This is a genomic window from Bombilactobacillus bombi, assembly GCF_013607485.1.
Taxonomy (GTDB): domain Bacteria; phylum Bacillota; class Bacilli; order Lactobacillales; family Lactobacillaceae; genus Bombilactobacillus; species Bombilactobacillus bombi_A.
Window position 1 is genome coordinate 23,254 of sequence record NZ_SCHP01000007.1, and the last position, 25,460, is coordinate 48,713.

Annotated in this window: 27 protein-coding genes; 18 read left to right on the plus strand and 9 right to left on the minus strand. The window is 39.2% G+C overall.

Features of this window, described 5'->3' with window-relative positions; genetic code table 11:
* Window positions 1-6: 6 nt before the first annotated feature.
* From EQ827_RS03110 to EQ827_RS03130, 5 genes are all read right to left on the minus strand, one after another.
* Window positions 7-1,551: a bifunctional metallophosphatase/5'-nucleotidase gene (locus tag EQ827_RS03110; RefSeq protein ID WP_181189524.1), complete on the minus strand. Its 1,545-nt coding sequence runs from the start codon at window positions 1,549-1,551 to the stop codon at window positions 7-9.
* The gene (gene phnE / locus EQ827_RS03115) at window positions 1,551-2,342 is read right to left on the minus strand and encodes a phosphonate ABC transporter, permease protein PhnE (protein WP_181189525.1); all 792 of its coding nucleotides are present in this window, start codon (window positions 2,340-2,342) and stop codon (window positions 1,551-1,553) included. Before phnE (EQ827_RS03115) ends, EQ827_RS03110 begins: the two co-directional genes overlap by 1 nt.
* Complete coding sequence (gene phnE, locus EQ827_RS03120) at window positions 2,339-3,127, minus strand: phosphonate ABC transporter, permease protein PhnE (protein ID WP_181189526.1); 789 nt, start codon at window positions 3,125-3,127, stop codon at window positions 2,339-2,341. Before phnE (EQ827_RS03120) ends, phnE (EQ827_RS03115) begins: the two co-directional genes overlap by 4 nt.
* On the minus strand, window positions 3,124-3,897 hold the full coding sequence (gene phnC, locus EQ827_RS03125; RefSeq protein WP_181189527.1) for a phosphonate ABC transporter ATP-binding protein: 774 nt from the start codon (window positions 3,895-3,897) through the stop codon (window positions 3,124-3,126). The genes phnE (EQ827_RS03120) and phnC overlap by 4 nt, the downstream gene beginning before the upstream one ends.
* Before the next feature lie 175 nt (window positions 3,898-4,072).
* On the minus strand, window positions 4,073-4,996 hold the full coding sequence (locus EQ827_RS03130) for a phosphate/phosphite/phosphonate ABC transporter substrate-binding protein (protein WP_181189528.1): 924 nt from the start codon (window positions 4,994-4,996) through the stop codon (window positions 4,073-4,075).
* Window positions 4,997-5,255: 259 nt separating this feature from the next.
* Here EQ827_RS03130 and EQ827_RS03135 point away from each other — a divergent pair, with 259 nt between their 5' ends.
* The 4 genes from EQ827_RS03135 to EQ827_RS03150 all read left to right on the plus strand — a co-directional run bounded on the left by EQ827_RS03135 (window position 5,256) and on the right by EQ827_RS03150 (window position 9,126).
* The gene (locus EQ827_RS03135) at window positions 5,256-5,723 is read left to right on the plus strand and encodes a MarR family winged helix-turn-helix transcriptional regulator (protein WP_181189529.1); all 468 of its coding nucleotides are present in this window, start codon (window positions 5,256-5,258) and stop codon (window positions 5,721-5,723) included.
* A gap of 9 nt (window positions 5,724-5,732) precedes the next feature.
* On the plus strand, window positions 5,733-7,199 hold the full coding sequence (locus EQ827_RS03140) for an MDR family MFS transporter (protein ID WP_181189530.1): 1,467 nt from the start codon (window positions 5,733-5,735) through the stop codon (window positions 7,197-7,199).
* Between the two features lies 1 nt (window position 7,200).
* On the plus strand, window positions 7,201-7,887 hold the full coding sequence (locus EQ827_RS03145; RefSeq protein WP_181189531.1) for a DUF4811 domain-containing protein: 687 nt from the start codon (window positions 7,201-7,203) through the stop codon (window positions 7,885-7,887).
* Between the two features lie 333 nt (window positions 7,888-8,220).
* The gene (locus EQ827_RS03150; protein ID WP_181189532.1) at window positions 8,221-9,126 is read left to right on the plus strand and encodes a Ppx/GppA phosphatase family protein; all 906 of its coding nucleotides are present in this window, start codon (window positions 8,221-8,223) and stop codon (window positions 9,124-9,126) included.
* Window positions 9,127-9,136: 10 nt separating this feature from the next.
* Here the strand turns inward: EQ827_RS03150 and EQ827_RS03155 are convergent, their stop codons facing one another.
* A complete protein-coding gene (locus EQ827_RS03155) occupies window positions 9,137-9,646 on the minus strand; it encodes a YbhB/YbcL family Raf kinase inhibitor-like protein (protein WP_181189533.1) in 510 nt (169 codons plus the stop codon).
* 75 nt (window positions 9,647-9,721) lie between these two features.
* Between EQ827_RS03155 and EQ827_RS03160 the strand changes: the two genes are divergently transcribed.
* From EQ827_RS03160 to EQ827_RS03210, 11 genes are all read left to right on the plus strand, one after another.
* Window positions 9,722-10,666: a hypothetical protein gene (locus tag EQ827_RS03160; RefSeq protein ID WP_181189534.1), complete on the plus strand. Its 945-nt coding sequence runs from the start codon at window positions 9,722-9,724 to the stop codon at window positions 10,664-10,666.
* Between the two features lie 16 nt (window positions 10,667-10,682).
* The gene (locus EQ827_RS03165; protein WP_181189535.1) at window positions 10,683-11,378 is read left to right on the plus strand and encodes an NAD-dependent protein deacylase; all 696 of its coding nucleotides are present in this window, start codon (window positions 10,683-10,685) and stop codon (window positions 11,376-11,378) included.
* The gene (locus tag EQ827_RS03170) at window positions 11,375-11,677 is read left to right on the plus strand and encodes a chorismate mutase (protein WP_181189536.1); all 303 of its coding nucleotides are present in this window, start codon (window positions 11,375-11,377) and stop codon (window positions 11,675-11,677) included. Before EQ827_RS03165 ends, EQ827_RS03170 begins: the two co-directional genes overlap by 4 nt.
* Before the next feature lie 91 nt (window positions 11,678-11,768).
* Window positions 11,769-13,775 (plus strand): methionine--tRNA ligase, encoded by a 2,007-nt coding sequence (gene metG / locus EQ827_RS03175; RefSeq protein WP_181189537.1) that lies wholly within the window; start codon window positions 11,769-11,771, stop codon window positions 13,773-13,775.
* A gap of 18 nt (window positions 13,776-13,793) precedes the next feature.
* Window positions 13,794-14,564 (plus strand): TatD family hydrolase, encoded by a 771-nt coding sequence (locus tag EQ827_RS03180; protein WP_181189538.1) that lies wholly within the window; start codon window positions 13,794-13,796, stop codon window positions 14,562-14,564.
* A complete protein-coding gene (rnmV, locus tag EQ827_RS03185) occupies window positions 14,551-15,120 on the plus strand; it encodes a ribonuclease M5 (RefSeq protein WP_181189539.1) in 570 nt (189 codons plus the stop codon). The genes EQ827_RS03180 and rnmV overlap by 14 nt, the downstream gene beginning before the upstream one ends.
* Window positions 15,110-16,021 (plus strand): 16S rRNA (adenine(1518)-N(6)/adenine(1519)-N(6))-dimethyltransferase RsmA, encoded by a 912-nt coding sequence (gene rsmA, locus EQ827_RS03190; protein ID WP_181189540.1) that lies wholly within the window; start codon window positions 15,110-15,112, stop codon window positions 16,019-16,021. The genes rnmV and rsmA overlap by 11 nt, the downstream gene beginning before the upstream one ends.
* A gap of 53 nt (window positions 16,022-16,074) precedes the next feature.
* A complete protein-coding gene (locus EQ827_RS03195) occupies window positions 16,075-16,308 on the plus strand; it encodes a Veg family protein (protein ID WP_181189541.1) in 234 nt (77 codons plus the stop codon).
* Between the two features lie 108 nt (window positions 16,309-16,416).
* Window positions 16,417-17,262, plus strand: coding sequence for a pur operon repressor (purR, locus tag EQ827_RS03200; RefSeq protein ID WP_181189542.1), 846 nt, complete (start codon window positions 16,417-16,419; stop codon window positions 17,260-17,262).
* An 80-nt stretch (window positions 17,263-17,342) separates the two neighbouring features.
* Window positions 17,343-18,731 carry a bifunctional UDP-N-acetylglucosamine diphosphorylase/glucosamine-1-phosphate N-acetyltransferase GlmU gene (gene glmU, locus EQ827_RS03205; protein ID WP_181189543.1) on the plus strand — a complete coding sequence of 463 codons (1,389 nt, stop codon included), beginning with the start codon at window positions 17,343-17,345 and terminating at the stop codon, window positions 18,729-18,731.
* Window positions 18,732-18,773: 42 nt separating this feature from the next.
* Window positions 18,774-19,748 carry a ribose-phosphate diphosphokinase gene (locus EQ827_RS03210; protein ID WP_181189544.1) on the plus strand — a complete coding sequence of 325 codons (975 nt, stop codon included), beginning with the start codon at window positions 18,774-18,776 and terminating at the stop codon, window positions 19,746-19,748.
* Window positions 19,749-19,829: 81 nt separating this feature from the next.
* On the opposite strand, the gene mscL is transcribed toward EQ827_RS03210, so the two are convergent.
* Genes mscL through EQ827_RS03225 form a run of 3 tightly spaced genes read right to left on the minus strand, consistent with a single transcriptional unit; the run spans window position 19,830 to window position 22,367 of the window.
* The gene (gene mscL / locus EQ827_RS03215) at window positions 19,830-20,201 is read right to left on the minus strand and encodes a large conductance mechanosensitive channel protein MscL (RefSeq protein WP_181189545.1); all 372 of its coding nucleotides are present in this window, start codon (window positions 20,199-20,201) and stop codon (window positions 19,830-19,832) included.
* A 15-nt stretch (window positions 20,202-20,216) separates the two neighbouring features.
* A complete protein-coding gene (locus EQ827_RS03220) occupies window positions 20,217-21,551 on the minus strand; it encodes an HD domain-containing protein (protein ID WP_181189546.1) in 1,335 nt (444 codons plus the stop codon).
* Between the two features lie 3 nt (window positions 21,552-21,554).
* Window positions 21,555-22,367 carry a lipoate--protein ligase family protein gene (locus EQ827_RS03225; RefSeq protein ID WP_181189547.1) on the minus strand — a complete coding sequence of 271 codons (813 nt, stop codon included), beginning with the start codon at window positions 22,365-22,367 and terminating at the stop codon, window positions 21,555-21,557.
* A 183-nt stretch (window positions 22,368-22,550) separates the two neighbouring features.
* Between EQ827_RS03225 and EQ827_RS03230 the strand changes: the two genes are divergently transcribed.
* The 3 genes from EQ827_RS03230 to EQ827_RS03240 all read left to right on the plus strand — a co-directional run bounded on the left by EQ827_RS03230 (window position 22,551) and on the right by EQ827_RS03240 (window position 25,417).
* Window positions 22,551-22,988, plus strand: a complete 438-nt coding sequence (locus EQ827_RS03230; RefSeq protein ID WP_181189548.1) for a DUF1934 domain-containing protein — start codon at window positions 22,551-22,553, stop codon at window positions 22,986-22,988.
* A gap of 95 nt (window positions 22,989-23,083) precedes the next feature.
* Window positions 23,084-23,629: a DNA-directed RNA polymerase subunit delta gene (gene rpoE / locus EQ827_RS03235; protein ID WP_181189565.1), complete on the plus strand. Its 546-nt coding sequence runs from the start codon at window positions 23,084-23,086 to the stop codon at window positions 23,627-23,629.
* A 174-nt stretch (window positions 23,630-23,803) separates the two neighbouring features.
* Window positions 23,804-25,417, plus strand: a complete 1,614-nt coding sequence (locus tag EQ827_RS03240; RefSeq protein ID WP_181189549.1) for a CTP synthase — start codon at window positions 23,804-23,806, stop codon at window positions 25,415-25,417.
* Window positions 25,418-25,460: the final 43 nt, after the last annotated feature.

A 25,460-nucleotide genomic window follows, 5' to 3' on the forward strand; every position in this document is an offset into this window, starting at 1 on the left:
TCCCTTTTAATATTTAACGGTAAAATTAGTAGGCTGCATAGCCTGAATAACAGGGTGCTGCCGGAAATAGTCACTGATTAACTCGGTCATGTCGATTTGAACTTCCCGAACAATTTTTTCGGGACTAAACATGGGGTAATTACCATTACCAGCAGCTCGATAACGATTAAGAGTTACTTCCAGTTCTTGCTGGGGTTGAACCTCGTGACCGTGATATTGCAATTTGACAACCCGATGGTCAACCGGCTGGCGTAGGTCAAATTCATAGTCAATGCCACTATACACGTCATAGTTATAGTGCTGCACCTTCGGCTTTAAAAAGGTGGCGGCTACTTGTACTTGGCCCTCCTCGAAGGCAAAATAACTAGCGGCTTGCTCTAAGGCAGCTTTCAGTTCAGCACCAGTAATAACTTCTACAGCTAATGTATTAGCAAAAGGATAACTTGTTAAGATATTGCGAAGACTAACGTCATGGTTAAAGCCACGAATATTATCATTAAATAAAGCGGTCCCAGCAATATCAGTATTGGTTGCCTGCATTTGTACTTGGTTAATAAATTCTAGATAGGGATGATGGTGTAAACGAGCTTGCAGCGGATTGTCAATTGTCATATCACCATTTACCTGGCCTAAGATTTGATCTAGCCAAGTCTGAACTTCTTGTTGCAGCGGTGCGGCTAAGTGCTGCAAGGCAGGTTCTAAGTCAGCTGGTTCAACTTCATGTAATTGTGCCTGCTGGTTAATTATCTGTTTTTGGCTGTTGACTTCTATGTCAATTTCACCAACATACCGCCCTTGATAGCCTGGCTGAGTTATAGGAATACCGTGCACCGTAGTTGCTAAAGCCCGATGTTGATGTCCAGTTACTAAGGCGTCAATCCCCGGTACCTCTTGCAGCAATTGACTGCCTTCGTTTTCACCAGTTAGGGTTTCTGTAGGTTCATTAGTTTGTAAATCGCGTTCAAAGCCCCCATGGTAAGCAACAACAATTATATCTGCTTGTTTTTGTAGCTGCGGAATTAATTTTTTGGCTGTAGCGACCACAGAATTAAAGCGCCAGCCTGCTATATGACGCGGATCTTCCCAATGGGGGACAAATTGGGTGGTAAAACCGACGACAGCAATTTTTAATCCTTGATGTTCAATTATTCGATACGCACCATCGACTGCCGGGCTATCAGTCTGGATATTAGCAGCTAAAATGGGATAGTTGCGGTCTTTTTCGCAGTTTTCTAAGTATGAAGCCCCATAATTAAATTCATGATTGCCTAAAATACCAAAATCATAACCGATTTGCTTAGTTAATTGCATATATAGCTTTTGAGCTTGAGGCTTGACCTTGGCTGCATAATAGGTAAGAGGTGAACCTTGAATAAAATCGCCATTTTCAATAGTAAGAATTAAATCAGTATCCTCACTGTTTTGGCGAATTTGCTTGATGATACTAGCGGCCTTCAAAAGCCCTAGCGGCTGATAATCATCAGGGCGATTATAAGTGGTAGGGTACCAGTAACCGTGAATATCGCTCGTTGATAAAATTTTGATTTTCATTAAGCTAACTTCTTTCTGAGGATTCCAGAAAACCAGTCAATGAGAGTTACCATGATGATAATTCCTATTAAAATAATTCCCATGCGACTCCAATTTCTGGTTTGAATTGCAAAAAGCAGCGGTGTACCAATTCCACCAGCGCCTACCATTCCTAAGATAGAAGCTGAACGCACAGCAATTTCAAAGCGGTAAAGTGTATAAGATAAAAATTCCGGCATGATTGTCGGTAAGGTTGCCAAAAATAAAACTTGCAAAGAATTTCCTCCGACACTAACTAAGGCTTCATTAGCACGTTGATCCATATTTTCAATGGCTTCACTGAAGAGTTTGCCTAACATTCCAATGGAATGAATACTGACAGCTAAAACGCCAGCAAAAGATCCTGGACCGACCGCTTTGATAAACATAATGGCGAGGACGATTTCTGGAAAAGTACGCACCACTGTTAAAATTATTTTACCAGAATTAGAGCGTGGGTGCCCAGCTAATTCATGATTACTGCGTGCCGCCCAAAAGGCAAAGGGAACACTTAACAAGGCGGAAATAAAAGTTCCTAAAAAGGCAATCGCCAAAGTTTGAATTAGTAAACTGACTAAGTCTTCCCCAGAACCGTCGTAAACATATTTCCACTCGGGATGTACGATACCATGAATAATAGCTTGAAGAACTTGCCCGGCTGAATCCTTAATACCTGAAAAATTAATTCCTTGAAAGCTGAACCAATAAATTAACAGTAAAATGATTATTGTAATAAACCAATTGAGTTGAGTTTTAGTTGTCGCTTTTTTCACAGTAATTTCTCCCGTAAATAGTTGCTTAAACCATCAATTATTAAAACCACTACTAAAATAGCTAAAATAATAATGGCTGTTTGTTGATAATTATAAGAATCCAGCGAACGCTGCAAATAGACGCCAATTCCGCCAGCTCCTAAATAACCTAAGACTGTGGAAGCCCGCACATTGATTTCTAAGGTATACAAAAAATAACTAATAAAATTATTCATTACTTGCGGAAGGACAGCAAAGACTATGATTTGCACCTTGTTGGCGCCAGCGGCTTCTAAGGCTTCTAACGGACCGTTATCAATAGTTTCGATCGCTTCATAAAATAACTTGGCAATCATTCCAAAAGAAAAAACAGCCAAAGTAAAAATCCCGGCTAAAGGCCCAATACCGACAATAGCTACAAAAACTGCTGCTAACATTAAATCTGGAATAGTCCGGATAATGTTTAAAATAAACCGAATGCTGCTAGTAATAAAACGGTTAGTAATGATATTGCGTGCGGCAAAAATGCAAAGCGGCAAGGCACAGATGGCACCAAGCGTTGTACCGATAATAGCCATTTTAATGGTTTCAATAATAGGCTGGAGGACGATTTCTCCATAACTCCACTGGGGATGGGACATTTTCTTTAACAAATCAAAAAATTGAGAAAAGTTTTGGCTTAATGCGCTGCCGTTGATTTCACAGATTTGCGCACTTTTAATTAGCAGTCCGCATAAAATCAGAACAATAATGATAGTTTTCAAATGCCATTTAGCTGTCCAGCTTTGGGTGGGTAATTGATTCATGCGCGTACCTCACTAGAAGCGGGAGTCGATTCATAAATCTGCTGAAAGTCATCTGCTTGAACTTGTTCAATAGGCTTGTCATAGACTAATTTACCAGCCCGCAGCCCGACAATGCGGTCAGCAAATTTTTGCGCAATGGGCACGGAATGCAGATTAACTAAAACCGTAATTCCTAATTCTTGATTGAGACGCTTGAGGTCATTCATAACGGCTGTGGTAGTTAAGGGATCTAAGGAGGCAATCGGTTCATCCGCCAAAATAATTTGTGGATTTTGCATTAAGGCTCTTGCAATTGCTACTCGTTGCTGCTGGCCGCCTGATAGCTGATCAGCGCGGGTATATAACTTTTCTGCCAAATTAACGCGCTGCAATGCCTGAACGGCTTTTTGCTTATCCGCTTTAGAAAAAAAATTCAAAATACTGCGCCAAGTGGAGTAATAGCCGATTCGTCCTGATAACACATTACGCTGAACGGTGGAATGTTCAACTAAATTAAAATTTTGAAAAATCATCCCAATATTTCGACGTAAAACCCGTAGCTTTTGACCTTGATAGTGTCTAATGGATTGGCCGTTAATTAAGATGTCACCGCTGCTAATAGAATGCATACGGTTAATAGTCCGTAAAAGAGTACTTTTGCCGGCTCCAGAAAGTCCAACAATTACGACAAATTCTCCAGCGGCAATATCTAAGTTGATATGGCTTAAGCCAATAGTTCCATTAGCGTAAATTTTCGAAACATCCTGAATAGAAATAATCGATGTGGTCATATTTATCCTTTCTTCCCACCAAAGAGTCATTATTAACCTTGTGGGGTTACTTCTTATATCAAAATTTGTTTGTAGTTTATTATCTGAAATAGCACAAAACCAAAGCCTGAAATTGAGACCTAGCGATTAGTCTGGGCAACAATTTTAAACAGCTTTGGCCGTAATTGAAGTGCAATTAGTGATTGATTTTTTGGGCAATTTTGTCATATTTACGAATAATATTAAAGTTGCTGTCTTTAGAACGAACGTAGCCTTCGTGACTATATACATCGGAAATAATCTTATGCCCTTTTTTGGTTTTGGCGATTTTAATAAAGGCGCTAGCAATTTTTTGCTGCCATTTAGGACTCATATCTCCACGAACAGTAATGGTATCGTTCGGAATTTTAGCAGTTGTGTAAATGGGAACGACTTTCTTCATAACATCGGGGGTGTCTTTTTGGACAATCATCCGTGCCCGTTGAAAAGCAAAAGCGGCATCGGTGTCCTTGTTATAAACTGAAAGAATTCCTTGATCATGGCCTTTTACTTGTACGGTTTTAATTTTATTTTTATTGATATCAATTCCATGTTGGTAAAGCTCGACTACGGGATAAATCCAGCCGGAAGTAGAAGCCGTTTCTTGGACAGCAATTTTTTTACCTTTTAAATCTTTAATATTTTTAATTTTGCTGCCTTGATGAACGAAAATTTGTGCCCGGAAAAAATCAACTAATTTTTTGCTTTCTTTAGTACCGGCTTTATTAGAGTCGTGACGTAAAGACTGTAGAATGACCTTGTCATGATATTGCTGGTGAGCTTGAACGTAGGCATCTGGCGGTAAAAAACCGACATCTACTTTTTTGGCACCCATGGCTTCGACAATAGTATTATCGTTGGTCGAAACACTGACTTTGACCGGGATGCCTAGCTGTTTGGACAATAAACCTTCTAAAGGCTTGGCCTTAGCTTCAATAGAATTCGCATCAGTTGACGGGACAAATTGAACTGTTAACTTGTGGGGCGTATATTGCGCTGCCTGGGCGGTAGAAGCCAGGACTGGTGTAGCGGCCATGGCAATTGCTAAAGCTGTAGTTAATTTTTGCTTCCAGTTAAACATTATTTAAAATCGACCTCCGTATGATTAAGATGGAACCATTTTAATATAAAATACGAACTATATCAAGTATTTAATTAAATAAAATACGTTTATTTATGATAATAGATAGTATTATAGCCTTAAAACGGTAATTTAACACTATAAAACGAATATTGCTTATTTGAACGAGCTTAATCATTTGACTTGGCATATGTAAACACTTGACTAAAGTCAAGTTAGTGCTTATAATATTTTATGTTTTCTTTGGAGGAGGGACGTTATGAATAGCAAATCTTTTTTACATTTTGAAATTGGGTTTTATCGCTTAAAGCGCCGACTACTGCAAGAATTTTTGAAGCCCTATAATTTAAAAGTATTTGAGGGGTTATTAGTAACGATGGTAGCTGCTCGGCCGGGCTGCAGCCAAGGTGATATTATCAATTATGTAATGGCAGATGAAGCCAGTGTGGCTCGTGGTTTGCGCAATTTAGAAGACCAGGAGCTGATTGTGCGTCATGAAGATCCGAATAATCATCGTAAAAAATTAGTTTATCCTACAGTTCAAGCAACCAAAATTTATCAGGCGTTGAATAATTTTTTGGATAATTGGGATAAGGTGATTTTTAAAGATTTAAATGCGCAAGAATTGCAGACTTTAGATGAGTTGGTACTGCGTGTGGAAAATGATTTGAAAAAGGTTGATTATCGGCAGTTAATTGCCGAGTTGACCAAAACTAGTAAAAAATGAGGTGTTGTTATGAGTGAAACTGTCGATATGAATGGTAAAACTTTCAATAAAATTGCGATGGTGATAACTTTATTAGCGGGAACTTTTTGTACAGTTTTAAATGGGACCATTCTGGCAACGGCCTTTCCGACTTTAATGAAAGCTTTTAATATTTCGGCTTCTACAGTTCAATGGCTGACCACTGGTTTTATGATGGTAAATGGAGTGATGATTCCTGTTAGTGCTTGGATTAGCACTCGGGTAAACTCTAAGATACTCTATATTAGTGCTATGAGTACATTTTTAGTCGGCACGGTGATTTGTTATTTTGCTAATAGTTTTGGCATGCTGTTAAGCGGGCGTTTAATCCAAGGTGTGGCTGTTGGGGTGACGATGCCTTTAATGCAGACAATTATGTTAACTATTTTCCCACCACAAAAGCGGGGTATGGCTATGGGCCTAGGCGGCTTAGTTATTGGTTTGGCTCCGGCGATTGGTCCGACTTTATCTGGATGGGTAATTGACAATTGGACTTGGAGAGATTTGTTCAGTATTATCATTCCTATTGTAGCGTTAGTAGTTATTGCCAGCTTCTTTACTATGCACTCTGTATTAAGGACGTCTGATAATTCGATTGATATTTTATCTATTATAGAATCTACTTTAGGCTTTGGTAGTTTATTGTATGGATTTTCTTCTGTGGGTGATCATGGTTGGGCCTCGCCTTTAGTATATGGGTCAATTTTGTTGGGTATTGTGATTATTGGCTTATTTGTGTGGCGGCAATTACACTTGGAAAATCCTTTTTTGCAATTGCGCGTTTTTCAATCTCCTGAATTTTCTTTGTCAGTAGTTTTATCTTCGGTAACTAATATGGCAATGATGGGTATTGAAATGATTTTGCCGCTTTATTTGCAAATGATTAAAGGCCTCTCAGCTTTTCATTCTGGCTTAGCTTTACTATTAGGAGCTTTAATCATGGGTGTTATGAGTCCTGTAACTGGAGCAGCTTTTGATAAGTACGGCGCTAAACGCTTAGCAACTACGGGGATGTTTTTCTTAACAGCAGGAACAATTCCTTTTTTGTTTATTACTAAAGAAACTTCGACTTTATATATTGTAGTATTGTATGCTTTTAGAATGTTTGGTATTTCTATGGTTAATATGCCGGTTACTACTTCGGGTATGAACTCTTTGCCGTTTGATTTAATTAGTCACGGAACAGCGGTTAATAATACAACTAGGCAAGTATTTACTTCGATGGGGACTGCGGTTTTGATTAGTGTTTTAACGAACGTCACTAACACTTTGAAGCCTGCTCACCATTTATTAACAGCTAATCCGCTCGCTTACAAAGATCAAATGACCTCGTCAACTATTATGGGTTATCGAGCGGCCTTTGGCGTTGCAGTTCTGTTATGTTTGATAACCTTTACCATGTCATTTCTACTTAAAGATAAGCAACGTTCTGTTGATTTGCAGCAGGAGGTGAAATAAGATGATTATTTTTTTATTAGTAATTATGACTTTAATCGCTTATTTTGGCGGTGTGTATGTTGATAATCGCCAAGTAGCCAATTGGATACGCGCCATCTGTGATTTGTTTATTATTGGCATTTTAGCTTTAATGGTCGCAAATGATACCTTCCATTTTGGTATGCAGCCTCAAGTTCAGACTACCAAAACGACAATTCAAAGCGCTAATCCGCATTCTTCTTTGCCTCTATTGCTCTATAAAAATATCGGTACTAATGGAAAGAATCGGGTGTATATTTATCAGGCTAATTTAAAAACTCAACATACTAGCCCCGAACAAACTACTATTAAAGTTAAACGTACTTCTCAAGAGCCCCATTTAGTTTCGCAAAAGAAGCAATGGCACTATCGCAATAATTTTTATCGAGCGCTGTTTGGCGTAGCAGGTAATGAGGGGCATCATATTCAAACTGTTAATACTTTTTATGTGCCGCAATCTTGGTTAGTTTTATCTACTGGTCAAGCTAAAGCACTCCCTGCTAAACTGGCTAATCCGCAAGTTAAGGCGCGTTTAAAACAAACAGTCAGCCAGCAAGTTTTAGCTGAGTTGAAGCAGCATCCCCACTACTCTTTAACTCAGCAAAAGCAGTTAACGCACCAGCTGCAGACTAAATATCAACGCCAAGCACTAGAAAAATTAGTTAAATAAAAATAAGCCTCCTGTAAAGGGGGCTTATTTATTACCTTAGTGTTTTATAGTAGAGTTAGGATTAGTTATTAGTAAATTCATTGGGATGCCGATAGTATCAGCAACAAAAATAAAATTTTTAAGGTTTTATTAGAATCAATCTACGGGCAATTAGAATGCGACCTGATCAAGATTTTAGAATTGCAAAGCAGAGAATCTATTAAAGTACTACTTTTGGATATATAAATCGGACTTATAATAAAATGAATTTAAAATTAATATTTTCTCAGGGGGTCGCATTTTGCGCCAATCTTGTGTATTCTGTTTAAAAGAATAATTATGGGGGATAAAGTCATGACAAAAGTGGCCTTAATTGATATTGGTTCCAATTCTATTCGCATGGTCTTATATCAAATCGATGCCCAGCGGCAATATCACGAATTGGAGCGCTATCGTCATTTTGTTCAGCTGGCTAAAGATATGACAGCTGCGGGGGAAATTAATACAGCTAATTTTCAATCAGGAATTGCAGCATTGCGGCAGTTCCAGCAAATTATCAACCAACAACAAGTGGATCAGGTTATTGCCACCGCGACGGAAGCAATTCGGCAGGCAAAAAATAAACAAGATTTTATTCAAGCTGCATGGCAGCAAGCTCAAATTAAGATTCGAGTCTTATCCGGCAAACAAGAAGCAGCTTATGACGCGTTAGCGATTCAAACTGATCTACAATTGCAGAATTTTTTATTTTTAGATACTGGCGGCGGTAGTTTTGAAATGGGGGCCGTGGGTCAACAAGAGTTGCTGCAAGCGGGAAGTTGGCCTTTTGGAGCCGTGAAGCTGTATGATAGTCTGCACGCGCCTACGCAATTATCCAGCACCCAAATTAAGAAAGTACAGCAGCACTTGCAACAAGGCCTCCAACAGATTAATTCCCATAATATGCGGCGCTTAGTAGTTATTGGCGGAGTTCACCGGACTTTGTTTACAATAATGGATCAGCCTGCTGCCCACTGGTTATCAGCAGCAAAAGTTAATTCTTGGGTGCAGTTAATCCAGCAAAATTCTCTTGCCCAAAACCTCACTTTAGAGCACATGGAAACTCAACGGGCGCCATTTATGCCTGCCGGATTATTACCCTTAAAAACGATTATTGATTATTTTGCAGTCCAGCAAATTTGTTTTAGCAAAGCAGGCTTACGAAACGGCATCTTACAAGAATATTTAGAACAAATTTCCCTAGACTCTATCCCAGGATAGCTAATAGGAATTAGCCACGGTAAGGCAAGATTAATTTTTGATGGGAGAGAATATGTCCAGACATTGCATGTTGAAGTTCATTCATCCAAAATCCCGGCCGCAAATCTAATACTTTGTCTAAAGCGTATACTCGCAGTTCGTATTGGTGAATACCGGTGGGCGGAGTAGGTCCGACATAGCGCTGGCTGATAGTAGGATCTGTTTCATTAATATAAGGACTCGCAGTGGAATTTTTGCCTTGAATCATTGAAAATGGTGGCTTTTGGCTGGCATTTTCGGGAATTTCAGTCAGATCAGCTGGTAAATTAGCCGCTGTCCAGTGGATCCATTGAAAACCAGCTACTGGAATTGAATCAGGATCAACAAAGGTAAGAGCCAGACTAGCTGTTTGCGCAGGGACGTCGGTGATGTGAATGGGAAAAGATACTAAAGGATGGCCGTTTTTAAAAGTTTGCGGCTGAGCAAATTTGCCGTAAGCAGCCGGCAGTTGACCTTGAGTTAGCGGAACAGAAATTTTCATTAAAGAGGACTCCTTTCAAGATAATGCTATAATCAAATTAGTTCTGTGATTATTGTACAATTAGTGAGGAAAGATATGCAAATAACAAAATTTAGTTTGCCAGTGCAGAAATTATATCAACAAGTACAACAACAAGCTCAATGTTCCATCGTATTAGAGGACAATGGCCGCCGAGAAAATTGGCTGGCTTTTGACCAATCTGGCCACAAAAAAGATAATGCCGGCAAAATCCATTTGGAAATGGCTCAATCTAGCAATCCGGACTTTACTTTGGCCCATGAGTTGCGGCATTTACAAGTGGAATTGAGTGATTTTGCGCAGGTTAGATTTCCGGTGACTAGTTCTCAACCTGAATTAGATCGGGATTTACAGGTTTGTACGATTGCTTTAATTGGTAGCGTCGAACACATATTAATCATGCAGCAGCATTATCAAAATCAAGAAATTACTGCTGCCATTAAAGATGACTTTAAGCGCGGTTTACGTAAGCAATTAGTGCCCGAAACGACGGATGTTGACCATTATTTTATCTTTGATACCTTAGTGATGTTAGATGCTTTAACTTTTAGTCAAGGTGAAGATTTGGATGAGTGGCAGCAGCATTACCCCCATTCTTGGGCAGCCGCTCAGCAATTATATCAATTGCTGGCTTCTAAATTAGAACCGACAGCATTTTCTCTGAGGCGACAAGAAGTGCGACTATTTAACCAATTTAATCAAATTTTGCAGAATCAGCAATTTCCTCTGTTGCCTTTTCAGGAATTTGTGGCTCTGGAGCCGGTTTTAAGTCAGCGCCAACTGCGATTAAATGTGAACCAAGTTTTCCAGATTAAACACTTAGACTTTAGTGATCGACAAACAAGTAAGCGGGCTTTGGCCTTGGTGGGTCTTAATGATCAGCAAATGGTGTCGACGTTATATTTTGCGGCTGAACCGACGCCAGAACAGTACCGTCAGCTCTATCAACTGCCAGTGTCTCAATTTTTACAATTGCAAAAAATTCATTATTATTTGCGTTAAGAAAAGAGGAATTTTGATGGTGGATTTAAATCAAGCTCTGCAACAAGCACACCAGATTGTGTTTATGACTGGAGCTGGTGTCTCTACAGCTTCAGGAATTCCGGACTATCGTTCGGAAACGGGTGTATATGCGGGTAAGAAAAATGCTGAATACATGCTTAGTCATGATAATTTTATTCAACATCCCGCTGATTATTGGCATTTTGTGAAGGAAAATTTATATTTCCCTCAAGCTCAGCCTAATATCATTCATCAAAAAATGGCTCAAATTGCCAATCAAAAAGGGTTAGTAATTACGCAAAATGTGGATGGCTTAGATCGCAAGGCCGGCTGTAAAAATTTGGTAGAATTTCACGGTACTTTATATGATACCTACTGCACCAAATGCGGTCAGGCAGTGGATTGGCATGAATATCTGCAGGATTATCGGCACCAAAATTGTGGTGGTATCATTCGCAGCTCCATTGTTCTTTATGGTGAAAGCATTAATGAGAATAGTATTAGCCGCTCTTTACAGGCGGTTGCCGCGGCAGATTTAATTATTGTAGTTGGAACTAGTTTTCAAGTTTATCCTTTTGCTGGATTGATTCAATACCGTCAAGAAGCAGCACAATTGATTGCTATCAATAAAACTCCTTTACCAATGCCAACTGGAGGAGAAATGATTGTGGCTGATGCTGTGGATACTTTTAAGGGGGTCACGGTTAAATGATCCGCAATAGTGATTATGAAGCACAAATGCAGCAATTAGATCAACAAATTTTACAATTATTCGCCCAAAAATTGGATCTTGCTCAAAAGGCTGTCGAACATCAACAGCCCCAAGCAGCGTTATTGGCTACGCGTGGGCAAGATTTAATAACACAGAACAAGCAATTAGCCGCTGTCGCAAAGCCACAATATCGTTCGTATTTGCAAGATTTGTTTCAAGACTTACGGATTATTACCCGCCAGTATCAGGCTAAAGTGTATCGTCAACAGCAAGATCGCCAGACTAATAATGATCAGTGATATATTTATAATGAAGATAGCTAATCGCCACTTTTTTGTCGAAGCGGGCAATGCTATAATTTATGACAATAATGATGGAAGTGAGTAAAAAATGTCTGAAAAACCAACCTATTATATTACAACCCCAATTTATTATCCTTCGGGTAAATTAACTATTGGTAATTCTTATACCACTGTAGCGGCGGACACCTTAGCCCGCTATAAGCGCTCTCGTGGTTTTGATGTTTTCTTTTTAACCGGAACTGATGAGCATGGTTTGAAAATTGAGCAAAAGGCTCAAGCCCAAAATCTTTCTCCCCAAGCTTATGTTGATAAAATGGCGGGACAAATTAAGGATTTATGGAAGCTTCTAGAAATTTCTAATGATAAATTCATTCGTACTACTGATCCTGAACACGTAGCAGCTGTACAAAAAATTGTTCAGAAGCTGATTGATCAGGGGGATGTTTACTTAGGTGAATATACCGGCTGGTATTCAGTTGATGATGAAGAATACTTTACTGAATCTCAATTGGCAGAAGTTTATCGTAATGACCAAGGTGAGGTTATTGGCGGCCGAGCACCTTCTGGACATGAAGTGAAACTTGTTAAAGAGCCGTCTTATTTCTTTAAAATGAGCAAGTACGCAGATAAGCTTTTGCAATATTATGAAGATCATCCCGATTTTATTCAGCCACAGACTCGTAAAAATGAAATGATTAATAACTTTATTAAACCGGGTCTAGAAGATTTAGCAATGTCAAGAACGAGCTTTAATTGGGGTGTGCCAATCCCTAGTGATCCGAAACATGTGGTGTATGTTTGGGTGGATGCCTTATTGAATTATGTGACTGCCTTAGGTTACGGGAGTGATGATCCAAGCTTGTTTGAGCGGTTTTGGCCAGCTGATGTCCATTTTGTGGGCAAAGAAATCATGCGTTTTCACACTATTTATTGGCCAATTATCTTAATGGCCCTAGGTTTGCCGTTGCCGAAGCACATTTTTGGTCATGGTTGGCTGTTGATGAAAGATGGCAAGATGAGTAAGTCCAAGGGTAATGTAGTTTACCCTGAAATGTTAGTAGAACGTTATGGCTTAGATGCTTTACGCTATTATTTAATGCGGGCTATTCCTTTCGGCAGTGATGGAATCTTTACACCGGAAGATTTTGTTGATCGGATTAATTATGATTTGGCTAATGATTTGGGTAATTTATTAAACCGAACTGTAGCGATGATTAACAAATATTTTGCCGGACAAATGCCAGCACTACAATCAGGAAAAACTGCCATTGATCAAGATTTGGAGGCCACTATAGCTCAGACTTTACAAGATTATGATGCAGCGATGGATCGCTATGAATTCTCGACTGCTCTAGATATTACTTGGAAATTAGTCAGTCGCACCAATAAGTATATCGATCAAACTGAACCGTGGGTATTAGCTAAAGATCCCCAGCAAAAAACACAATTAGGGAATGTTTTGGCTCATTTGGCAGAATCTTTACGGATTATTGCAATCTTAATCAGTCCCGTAATGACTCATGCGCCAGCTAAAATTTTACAGCAATTAGGTTTGGATCAATCAGCTTTAGATCAGGTTGAATTCGGACATCTCCCTGAAGCTCAAGTAGTAGCGCAGCCACAGCCAATTTTTCCACGCTTGGATGCTGATGAAGAGGTTGCTTATATTAAGCAAAAAATGACAGAAGAGCAAAAAAAGGCTCAAGCTGCTGGTAGTTTGAAGACTTCCAAATCGGCCGCTGCTAAAGCCGCCGCTAGTGCGAAAGCCCAAATTCAAATTGATGATTTTAATAAAATTCAAATTCAGGTTGTAGAAATTTTGGATGTGCAAAAAGTTGCTGGTGCAGATCGCTTATTACAATTTCAATTAGATGATGGTAGCGGTCAAACTCGGCAAATTATTTCTGGAATTGCGGAATTTTATCCTCACCCTGAAAGTCTACAGCACCAAAAAGTATTGGCAATTACAAATCTTAAACCGCGCAAAATGCGGGGCGTAGTCAGTCAAGGTATGTTATTGTCAGCTGAACATGACGGTCAAGTTCAATTAGTAATTGTTCCCCAGACTTTAGTGAATGGCTCCAGCGTGGAATAAGGAATAATGAGGTAAATTTTGAAAATTTTTGATGCACATACACATTTAAATGACGATCCCTTTTGGGGACAAACCGCGTCTTATTTGCAGCGCGCTCAAGATTTAGACGTAGTCGAAATGGCAATTATAGGTTCTAATCAGCAATTCAATGAACGGGCCTTGACTTTAGCGCATGATTACCCGCAATTACATGCTGTGATTGGGTGGCATCCGGAATTTGCTGCGGAGTATGATGAAGATTTGCTAGTTCAACAATTACAGCAGCCGCAAGTTGTAGCTGTGGGAGAAATTGGTTTAGATTATCATTGGCCCCAAAATCCCCAACCAGCCCAACAGCAGCAGCTATTTGCCCGGCAGCTAGACTTAGCTGAGCAATATCAGTTGCCAGTTAATATTCATACTCGAGATGCTTTTGCAGACACTTATGAGGTGTTAAGGGCCCACTGGCCGCATTTTGGGGTAATAATGCATAGTTTCAATGGCCCTTTGGATTGGCTGGAGAAGTTTTTAGCCTTGGGCTGTTATATTTCTTTTAGCGGAGTTGTATCGTTTAAAAATGCTCCGGAAGTTCGTGTAGCTGCGCAAAATACGCCCGCTGAACGTTTATTAGTGGAAACTGATGCACCTTATTTAACTCCTGAACCCCATCGTGGTGAGCAAAATGAACCTGGTTTTACCCGGTTTGTAGCGGCTGCTGTTGCTAAATGCCGCCAAGAAACTTTAGAACAAGTGGCAAACTATACTTGGCAAAATGCCCATGAGGTGTATCGGTTAAATGAAAAGAATTAAAGAAGTCATTGTGGTGGAGGGACGTTCAGATACAGCACGCTTACACCAAGTACTAGGACCAGTTGATACTATTGAAACCCAGGGTTCCGCACTTAGTGATACCACCATTAATTTAATTAAAAAGGCCCAGCAGCAACGTGGGGTAATTGTGATTACTGATCCTGACTTTAATGGGCAAAAAATCCGCCAAAAAATCATGACTGCTGTTCCCCAGGCTAAACAAGTTTACTTGCGACGCCAAGATAGCGTTCCTGCTAATCATCAGGGCAGTTTAGGTTTAGAACATGCTAGTGCAGCCGTAATTAAACAGGCATTAGAGCAGGTCTGGACACCACTGACACAAGCTCCCATAACTATTGCACAACAGCAGTTAGTGGATTGGGGCTTACTTGGTGGAGTAGATGCTCAAAAATTACGTTCTTTAGTGGGCGATATCTTGCATATTGGCTACGCCAATGCTAAGCAATTTCCCCGGCGCTTAGCAATGTTTGCAATTTCAGCTCCCCAATTACAAGCAGCCTTAAAACAAGCAAAAGAGGAATTATATGGTAGTTGAAAAATTTGATATTGCGGATCCCTTACGAACGCGAGCGATTATAGATCGCTATCAGGTGCGGGCTCATAAATCCTTAGGCCAAAATTTTTTACGTGATCCGCAGGTAATCGATCAGATTGTGGACGCTGCGGACATCAACTCTGATGATATTATCTTAGAGGTAGGACCAGGAATTGGCGGTCTCACCCAGCAACTGGCAAAAGTTGCAGACCATGTTTATGCTTGGGAAATTGATCAGCACTTAATTCCCATTTTACGCGAAAATTTAGCCTCATTGGAAAATATTACAATTATTCCAGCAGATATTTTGCAAGTTAATTTGGAAGAATTTTTCACACAAGCCCACTTAACTCAGCGTACGGTTAAAGTAGTTGCTAATTTGCCTTATTATATTACTACGCCGATTTTAATGCGCTTTTTGCAGACGAGTGTGCCTTTACAAAGTCTGGTGCTTATGATGCAAAAGGAAGTGGCTCAAAGAGTTTGTGCACAGCCTCAGCATCATGAATATGGGGCTTTAAGCGTTAGCGTTCAGGCTAAGAGTGCTGTGGCGATTACTCAAATTGTATCTCGTAATGCTTTTATTCCACAGCCTAAAGTAGATTCTGCCGTAGTTAAATTTGATTTAACGGCAGATTTACCGATTAAGATTGCCGATTATGCAGCTTTTACGAAATTTGCTCAGATTATTTTTTGCCATAAGCGCAAGACTCTTTGGAATAATCTTTTAGCATATTTTGGCAAAACTGAAGCTCACCGCCAGGAATTAACCCAAATATATCAGCAGTTGGGCTATGTTGCGACTATTAGAGCAGAACAGTTAACTTTAGGACAAATTGTCGAGCTGCAGGGAGCTTTAAGTAAGTTGCTATCAGAAAAAAATAAAAATTCTTTTAATTAGATTGAATTTTATTAATTTTTGTGATATACTGTACCCGCGAAGGGGTTGAGTATATGCCAGTATCATTTGCTTCAATCAAGAACGACTTGGATAGCCATATTGGTGATGATATCACGATTGTGGCACAAGCTGGTCGTAAGCGCGTAACCCGGCGTCATGGGAAATTAGCCGAAACTTTTCATTCCGTCTTTGTCGTGGATTTAGATCCAACGGAGAATTCTTTTGAGCGGGTTTCGTATAGTTATGTAGATTTATTAACAAAGTCAATTGAATTGACTTTTGACTAAGATTGCGAAAGCAATCTTTTTTTATGCAAAAAATTCCTTACTAATGGCCAAATTGTTCGGTTTATCGGTTATAATGATACTAAAACAAAAGTTAAGTAGGGACATTTTATGAAAATACGAAGAAGCGAGCGGTTAATCGATATGACTCATTATTTAGAAACGCAGCCTTATCGACTAATTCCATTGCCTTTTTTTGCTGAAAAATATCAATCAGCTAAATCTTCCATTAGTGAGGATATTGGTATCTTAAAACATGCCTTTTTAGCTAATAATATTGGCTATATTGAAACTCTGCCGGGCGCTGGCGGCGGCGTGATGTATACTCCGGGTATTAGTCAAAAGCAAGCCGAGAAGTATCTTGTTACTTTGCAGCAGAAGTTGTCTGATCCGCAGCGGATTTTACCGGGGGGATATTTATATTCTTCAGATATCATTGGGGATCCGGCTTTATTACGCCAAATTGGTTTACTCATTGCCACACGCTATGCTGGTCAAAAAGTTGACGCGGTTATGACGGTGGCCACTAAGGGAATTCCGATTGCTCAAAGCGTGGCTTATTATCTGAACGTACCCTTTGTAATTGTTCGGAGAGAATCCAAAGTTACGGAAGGGCCGACTTTGAGTGTTAATTATGAATCAGGTTCTTCTTCACGAGTTGAAAAAATGGAACTTTCTAAAAGGAGTTTGCCAAGTGGGGCTCGGGTAATCGCGGTTGATGATTTTATGAAAGGTGGCGGTACTGTTAGCGGAATGCGGAATTTAATCCGCGAATTTGCTGGAGAACTGTTGGGCATTAGTGTCTTGGTTGATTCTAGTGCGCAGCGTAAAATTGACGCCAATTTGGTTACGACCTTATTAAATGTGCAGCACTTAGATGTCCAAGCTCCAGCTTTAGAAGTGGGCTTTGGTAATTACCTGCAGGTAACAGATTTTAGTCGCTTTACAAGTAATTAACTAGTATAAAATATTGAGCCAGCTTCTCCAATAAGGTATGATATTGATGTGAAATTATAACGATTGAAGGGAATTTAGAAATGGCAAATCGTTTTACCGTAATTTTAGCAGCTGGCAAAGGTACACGGATGAAATCCCAATATTATAAGGTTTTACATCCAGTTTGTGGCCGCTCAATGGTTGAACATGTTTTGACTCAAGTTGAGCATGTGGCACCTGCTAAAATTATTACGGTGATAGCAGCTGGTGCAAAGCAAGTACAAGAGGTATTAGGCAAGCGGACAGAATATGTAGAACAAAAAGAGCAGTTAGGAACAGCACATGCTGTTTTACAAGCAGAAAAACTTTTGGGTCACAGTTCTGGCACCACTTTAGTGATGAGTGGTGATACACCTTTATTTACTGCTGCCACCTTGGAAAAATTATTTACTTATCACGAACAGCAGCACGCCCAGGCGACTATTTTAACCGCCCAGGCACCTAATCCGTTTGGGTATGGCCGCGTTGTCCGCAATGCTCAAGGGCAAGTAGAAAAGATTGTCGAGCAAAAGGATGCCACAGCAGTGGAACAAAAAATTCAAGAAATTAACACTGGTGTTTATTGTTTTGATAACCAAAAGTTATTTGAATATTTACATCAGGTAAAAAATGATAATGCACAAAAAGAATATTATCTGCCTGATGTTATTGGCTTGATGCAGCAACATCAAGATCGAGTTTGTGCCTATCAAATGGATAATTTTGACGAATCCATGGGTGTTAATGATCGAGCTGCTTTGGCGCAAGCCAATAAAATTATGCAAGCACGTATTAATCAATTTCATCTGCAAAATGGGGTCACTTTGTTTGACCCTGAACATACTTGGATTGATGTTGATGTCCAAATTGGTGCTGATACGGTGATTGAGCCGAATGTGGTAATTAAAACTGGTAGTAAAATTGGCCGGAATTGCTATATTAGTTCAGGTTCGCGCTTAGTTAAGGCAACTTTGGAAGATGATGTTAAAGTAACAAGTTCTACGATTGAAGAGGCAATTATGCATCAGGGCAGCAATATTGGGCCTAATTCACATTTGCGGCCACAGGCAGATATTGGTCCGCAAGTTCATATTGGCAACTTTTGTGAAGTGAAAAATGCCGTCATTGGAGCACGTACCAAAATGGGTCATTTGAGTTATGTCGGTGATGCTACACTGGGCAGTGATATTAATATTGGTTGTGGAGTGGTCTTTGTTAACTTTGACGGCCAAAAAAAATGGCATACTGATGTTGGGGATCATGCCTTTATTGGCAGCAATGCCAACATTGTGGCACCAGTAAAAATTAAAGATCATGCTTTTATTGCTGCTGGTTCAACGATCACTAGCGATGTTCCACAGCACACGCTTGCCATTGGACGGGCGCGGCAGGTAAACAAAGACAATTATTGGTCTAAGTTACCTCTGGCTAATGATCCAGAATGGCAATAATTGTTGGAAATTTATTAATAATTGAGGAAAGTTGAGAGAGCAATGTCGATAAATAAATCTGAATGTGAAATGAAACTTTTTGCGTTAAATTCGAATAAGCCTTTAGCCCAAAAAATTTCTAAAGCGGTGGGGGTTCCTTTAGGTAAGACGTCAGTAAGTCGATTTAGTGACGGCGAGATACAGATAAACATTGAGGAAAGTATCCGGGGAGCTGCGGTTTTTATCATTCAATCTACTTCAGCACCAGTAAATGATAATTTAATGGAATTATTAATCATGATTGATGCTTTAAAACGGGCTTCCGCACAAACTATTAATGTAGTGATGCCTTATTATGGATATGCCCGTCAAGATCGTAAGGCCCGTTCTCGAGAACCTATTACAGCCAAGTTAGTTGCCAACATGTTGGAAAAAGCTGGTGCTGATCGAATATTAGCCTTAGATTTACATGCCGCTCAAATTCAAGGCTTCTTTGATATTCCGGTGGATCATCTTTTTGGAGCACCTTTATTGGCGGATTACTTTTTAGAAAATCATTTAGATGAAGATGCAGTAGTTGTATCACCAGATCATGGTGGCGTAGTACGAGCGCGGCGTTTAGCTGAATTTTTGAAAGCTCCAATTGCAATTATTGATAAACGGCGGCCGAAACCTAATGTTTCAGAGGTTATGAATATTATTGGTAATGTTGATGGCAAACGCGCAATTATTATTGATGATATGATTGATACAGCTGGAACTATTACTTTAGCTGCTCAAGCCTTAATTGATGCTGGTGCTAAAGAAGTTTATGCTAGCAGCACGCATGCTGTTTTATCAGGACCAGCTATTGAGCGATTGGAACAATCACCAATTAAAAAAGTGATTGTCACTGATTCCATCCAATTGCCCGCAGCCAAAAGAATTGCCAAAATGGTTGAAATTTCCGTTGCGCCTTTAATTGGTGATGCTATTAGTCGTATTTACCATAATGAGCCCGTTAGTCCATTGTTTAACAACAGATTTAAAAGACATTAAAATAAGTAATAAAAAAGCGGCTGAGGCCGCTTTTTTGTTTACTTTGAAAATTAGTATATAATATTTAACGCTAAAGAGAAATTAATTCTCTTGTTTTTGTTTTAATAAATCACGAATTTCTTCCAAATATTGTTCAGACATTTGTTCAGGACTAGGTTGAGCTGGCTGTTCGTTTTTTGGATGATGCAGCTTATTAATGGCCTTCACAATTAAAAAGACTACAAAAGAAATAATTAAAAATTCAATAACTGCATTTAAAAAGTCGCCCACTTTGAACATGCCAATTGTTAAAGAAGATAAGTCAATATGTCCTAGAAAAAGTCCAATAAAAGGATTTAAGATATATTTAGTTAGGGCACTGACAATTTTATTAAATGCACCCCCAATAATAACACCAACAGATAAGTCCACAACGTTGCCACGTGAGATGAAATCTTTAAATTCTTTTAACATAATAAACATCCTTTCTTATTTTAAAGTTTGATTAACAATTTGAGCTTGAAATTCTCGTAGATAGGGAGCAAATGTACTACTTTCAGGTGCAGCCAACATTTCTTTAGGGAAATAAAAACGATGATCGCCACTTTGACGGCCACTTAAAGCCTGTACAAGCGGGCTAATGGTCGACAATTCCTCTAAAGTGCCATCGTGCTGTTGAAATTCAATTTGTGTTTTAGGTTCTTTAGATGAGGGACGATATAAGTCATAAGGTAAATCAAAGCTATTATTGATTGCTGTATAAAATTGTTGATTAAAGCCAGCATTTTGCACGAGCTCTTGTAAGTAATGAATTTTATTTTGCTGCTCAGGCGCAAAAATAATGGACTTAAAAGGTCGCCGATCTAAGAAACGGTGTACTAAATCCCGCAAAATTGCGTCGGGATGATCCCGCCATAGATTGAAGTAAGTATTTAAAACATCATCATCTAAACGGACATAATCACTGACAGTAATTTGATTCTCAAAAAAGGGTATCAGCAAACTCGGCATTTCAAATCCTGCCATTTCTCCTTGTTCATACAGATATTTGGCGCGATGTAAAAGCTGAAGTAAAATAACTTCCATTCCCCGCGAAACGGGATGAAAGTAAACTTGTTGGTACATTTGAAAACGCGATACAATGTAATCTTCGACCGCATGCATTCCCTCAATATTAAAAGCAATACCCCCAGCATAAGGCCGAATTACACGCATAATTCGCGTGAGATCAAACATTCCGTATTGAGTTCCTGTATAATAGGCATCCCGTAAAAGATAATCCATCCGATCAGCATCTATTTGACTAGAAATCATTTGCACTACTTGTTCATTAGGATAAGTCTTGGCAATCACACTAGCTACTTGGTCAGGAAAGTTCGGGGATACTTTTTGGAGAACCTGATTAACATGAGTGCTAGGATCAGTGATAATTTTTTGTGTCCATATTTCATGGTTCGTATGGAAAATGTGTTCAAAGGTGTGTGAATAAGGTCCGTGGCCAATATCATGTAATAATGCGGCACATAAGGCGACTAAACGCTGTTGATCATCCCATAAACCATCATCAGGGGATGTGCTGGGGTAATTTCGGGCAAAAGTATCACAAATTCGCCTAGTAACTTCATAAACACCTAAACAATGACCAAAGCGTGAATGTTCTGCTCCATGAAAGGTAAATGAAGTTGTCCCTAATTGTTTGATTCGGCGTAAACGTTGAAACTCCGGCGTATTAATTAAATCCAAGATAACTCGATGTTGTACGTGGATATAATTATGTACGGGGTCGCGAAAAACCTTTTCTCGAGTTAACAGATCACTTTCCATTAATTATTCTCCTTTGGTTAAAACTCGGTTTAATCTTTGTTGTTGAGCTTTTTGCTTAGTAATGATTTTTTTATAATTAACTTGTTGCTGCAACAAAGCTGGCGTCAAAATTTCTAAAGCGGGATGGGAAGTTTTAAAAGCCTGCATTAAACGTTTTTTACAGTCATTTAGAGTTAACTGACCTTCCAAAAAATCCTGAATATTGGCCATTGTCTCCGGCCAAACTTTAGGATAGGCTTCATTGCTAGTAGTATTAGCTGCTTGATAAAATCGCTGTAAGAGCTGCCCGCGCGCCGATTGGTCACCATTAACGGATAGATATAACATAACGACGACAGCATCACCTTGGCGTCTTTGGGCAATACCGCCGACTTTTTGCTGCTGCACTACGACATCAAAGTCACCAGGGCAATAAGAATGCACTACCTCATAATGTTTTAGAGTCAACTCCGGAAAAGCCTTTTGAAGATAATCAAATACTAGTTGGTAAGCTTGATTAACGTCAATTGTATGGGCTTGAGGAATAAAAAAACTTATATTTAAAATACCCGGTTCGCTAATAACTGCAAGTCCACCAGAGTTGCGAATAAAGGCTTGATAATCGCTAGCTTGTAAAACTTTTAAGCCGGCAGCTAAGTCTGTTAGGTGCTTGTCCCGCAATCCTAAAATGACAGTTGGACAACTTTGCCAAAAATGTAAAATAGGTTGTTGGCTACTGCTGCACCACTGCAGTAAATAATTAGTTTCAGGAAAAATATCTTCTAATTGGGCTGCTGTTGCATAATCGTGGTCATAAACCCAAGCAGTACTTGGCATAAATATTTCATCTCCCTATCTAATTGTAGTTTAGTCAAAAAAATACTCAATTACAAATCCAACTTTACCAAAAATTATGCATAAAGAAAAATTAATAGTGTTTATTTGGCAGGGGAGGTTGTTAATCGTTATAATAAGGAAGTGAATTTGATAATTTAGATTGATGTTATTGAAGGTGAAACCATGACGGCCCGACAGGCACAAAATGTTCAAATTAATTTGACGATTCGCACCACACAAAATGGTCATACTAATCAGTATTCTTTTCAAGAGCATGGCCAGATAATTACTATTGGCGATCAACTTTATTTACGCTATCAGGAAACTAATTCCCAGCAAAAAATTAAAGTACTTTTTAAGATATCAGCCGATAACTTACTAACTATTAAAAGAGCAGTGGATAATCAACCTACCACCCGTCTAGTATTTAGCCGCCAGCATGATCAGATGGCGAGTTATCCGACCGAGTATGGGGACTTAGCTTTAGTAACACACACTAAAAAAATGCGCCTCGTTATTTCCAAAATTCCATTGACGGGCGAAATAAATTTGGAATATTCATTGAGGTCGCAAAATAATTTAGTCGGCGATTATAAGTTAAGATTGATTTTTAAGGGGTAAATCGGTAAGATTAAAGACAGACTGTTGAAAGGATGTGGACGTAGTTGGCTTTAGAACTCAAGCAATTCGACGGTGAAAATAAAGCAAATTTATCAATGATTGAAGTAGCCCAGGCTATTTTAACGCAAAAAGGTGAGGCAATGTCTTTTGCAGATATTGTCAATGAAATTCAGCAATATTTAGGTAAAAGCGATCAAGAAATTCGGGAACGGCTGCCACAATTTTATACAGATTTAAATGATGACGGTGGCTTTATCTCTTTAGGGGAGAATGTTTGGGGACTACGGACTTGGTATCCTTATGATTCGGTAGATGAAGAAGTTAATCATCCTGAAGATGCTGAAGATGTTAAGACACCAGCAATTAAGCGGGTTAATGCTTTCTTAGATGATGACGAAGATGAAGACGACGATGTTATCGACTACGATGATGACAGCACTGATGTCTTAGATGATGACAGTGAAGAGGATAAGGTGCCTGATTTATCACAGTTCTCGCATTCGGAACTAAACTTTGATGATGAAGAAAATACTTTGCCTGATGACGATGAATTAGATGATGGTCTGGAAGGCGATTTAAGTGAATTTGCCGATGATGATGAAGAAGAAGACGATGAAGATAATCCCGATAAGGATAATTAATAATTAAAAAAGTTTGACGATTCTGTTAAATATTTATACAATGTTATTTGGGCGCTTTATAGTGCGTTGAGCAGGCTCTCTATTCTAGGTAAATGTGAATGGAGGCCTTTTTTCATTTATTAGATTGACCACATTAGTTCCACCCAGCTAATCTAAATTAAGGGAGATAGGTACATGACCAAATATATTTTTGTTACGGGCGGAGTTGTATCTTCTTTAGGTAAAGGAATTGTCGCCGCTAGCTTAGGACGTTTATTAAAAAATCGCGGTTTAAAAGTTACCTTACAGAAGTTTGATCCTTATATTAATGTTGATCCGGGAACAATGAGTCCTTATCAGCACGGGGAAGTTTATGTTACAGATGATGGTACCGAAACTGATTTAGATTTAGGCCATTACGAACGTTTTATTGATATTGACTTGAATAAATATTCCAACGTTACGACCGGTAAAATTTATTCTGAAGTAATTCAAAAAGAACGTAAAGGCGAATATAATGGTGCCACCGTGCAAGTTATTCCTCATATTACTAATATGATTAAAGAAAAAATTATGCGCGCAGCCACCACGACAGATTCGGATGTCATCATTACTGAAGTCGGCGGTACGGTTGGTGATATTGAATCTTTGCCTTACCTGGAAGCTTTGCGTCAGATGAAAGCTGAAGTGGGTACAGAAAATGTTATCTATATTCATACTACCTTGATACCATATCTACGAGCTGCTGGCGAAATGAAGACCAAGCCTACACAGCATAGTGTTAAAGAACTGCGGGGTGTAGGGATTCAACCTAATATTTTAGTAGTAAGAACTGAAAAGCCAATTTCACAATCAATGCGTAATAAAATTGCTTCATTTTGTGATGTCGATCCAGAAGCAGTTATTGAATCGTTAGATGTTCCTTCACTGTATTCCATTCCTTTAAATTTGCAAAAACAAGGAATGGATCAAATTGTTTGCGATTATTTACATCTACAAACACCAGCAGCTGATATGACTGCCTGGCGGCGTTTGGAACATCGTGTATTAAATTTACAGCATCACACTAAAATTGCTTTAATTGGTAAATATATTGAATTAAAAGATGCCTATATTTCAGTAAATGAAGCTTTAAAACATGCCGGTTATGCGTACGATACTGATGTGCAAATTGAGCGTTTAAGTGCCGAAGACATCAATGCTGATAACGTGGCACAAAAGCTTCAGGGGATTGATGGTATTATTGTGCCTGGCGGCTTTGGTACCCGCGGCTTAGAAGGCATGATTCAAACGATTAAGTATGCACGTGAAAATGATGTACCATTTTTGGGAGTTTGCCTCGGGATGCAGATGACATGTGTAGAATTTGCCCGCGATGTAGCTGGTATTAAAGATGCAATTAGTGGTGAAGTAGATCCCAATGCTGCACACAAGATTATCGACTTGATGCCCGATCAAAAACATGTAGAAAATCGTGGCGGTACTTTACGATTGGGTGCTTATCCATGTAAATTAAAGTCCGGAACTGTAGCAGCGGCTGCTTATAATAATCAAAGTGTTATCCAAGAACGTCACCGGCACCGTTATGAATTTAATAATGAATTTCGGGATTTATTAGGTCAACATGGATTAGTCTTTTCTGGCGTATCACCGGATAATCGCTTAGTAGAAGTGGTAGAATATCCGCAAAACCGGTTTTTCGTAGGTGTCCAGTATCATCCTGAATTTTTATCCCGTCCTAATCGTCCGGAACCCATTTACAAACAATTTATTGGTGCTGCATGCGGTTTAAATGTCAGTGCCATCTAATTTGGGTGTACTTTCATCTGATTTTATATTATTATCTTAAAGT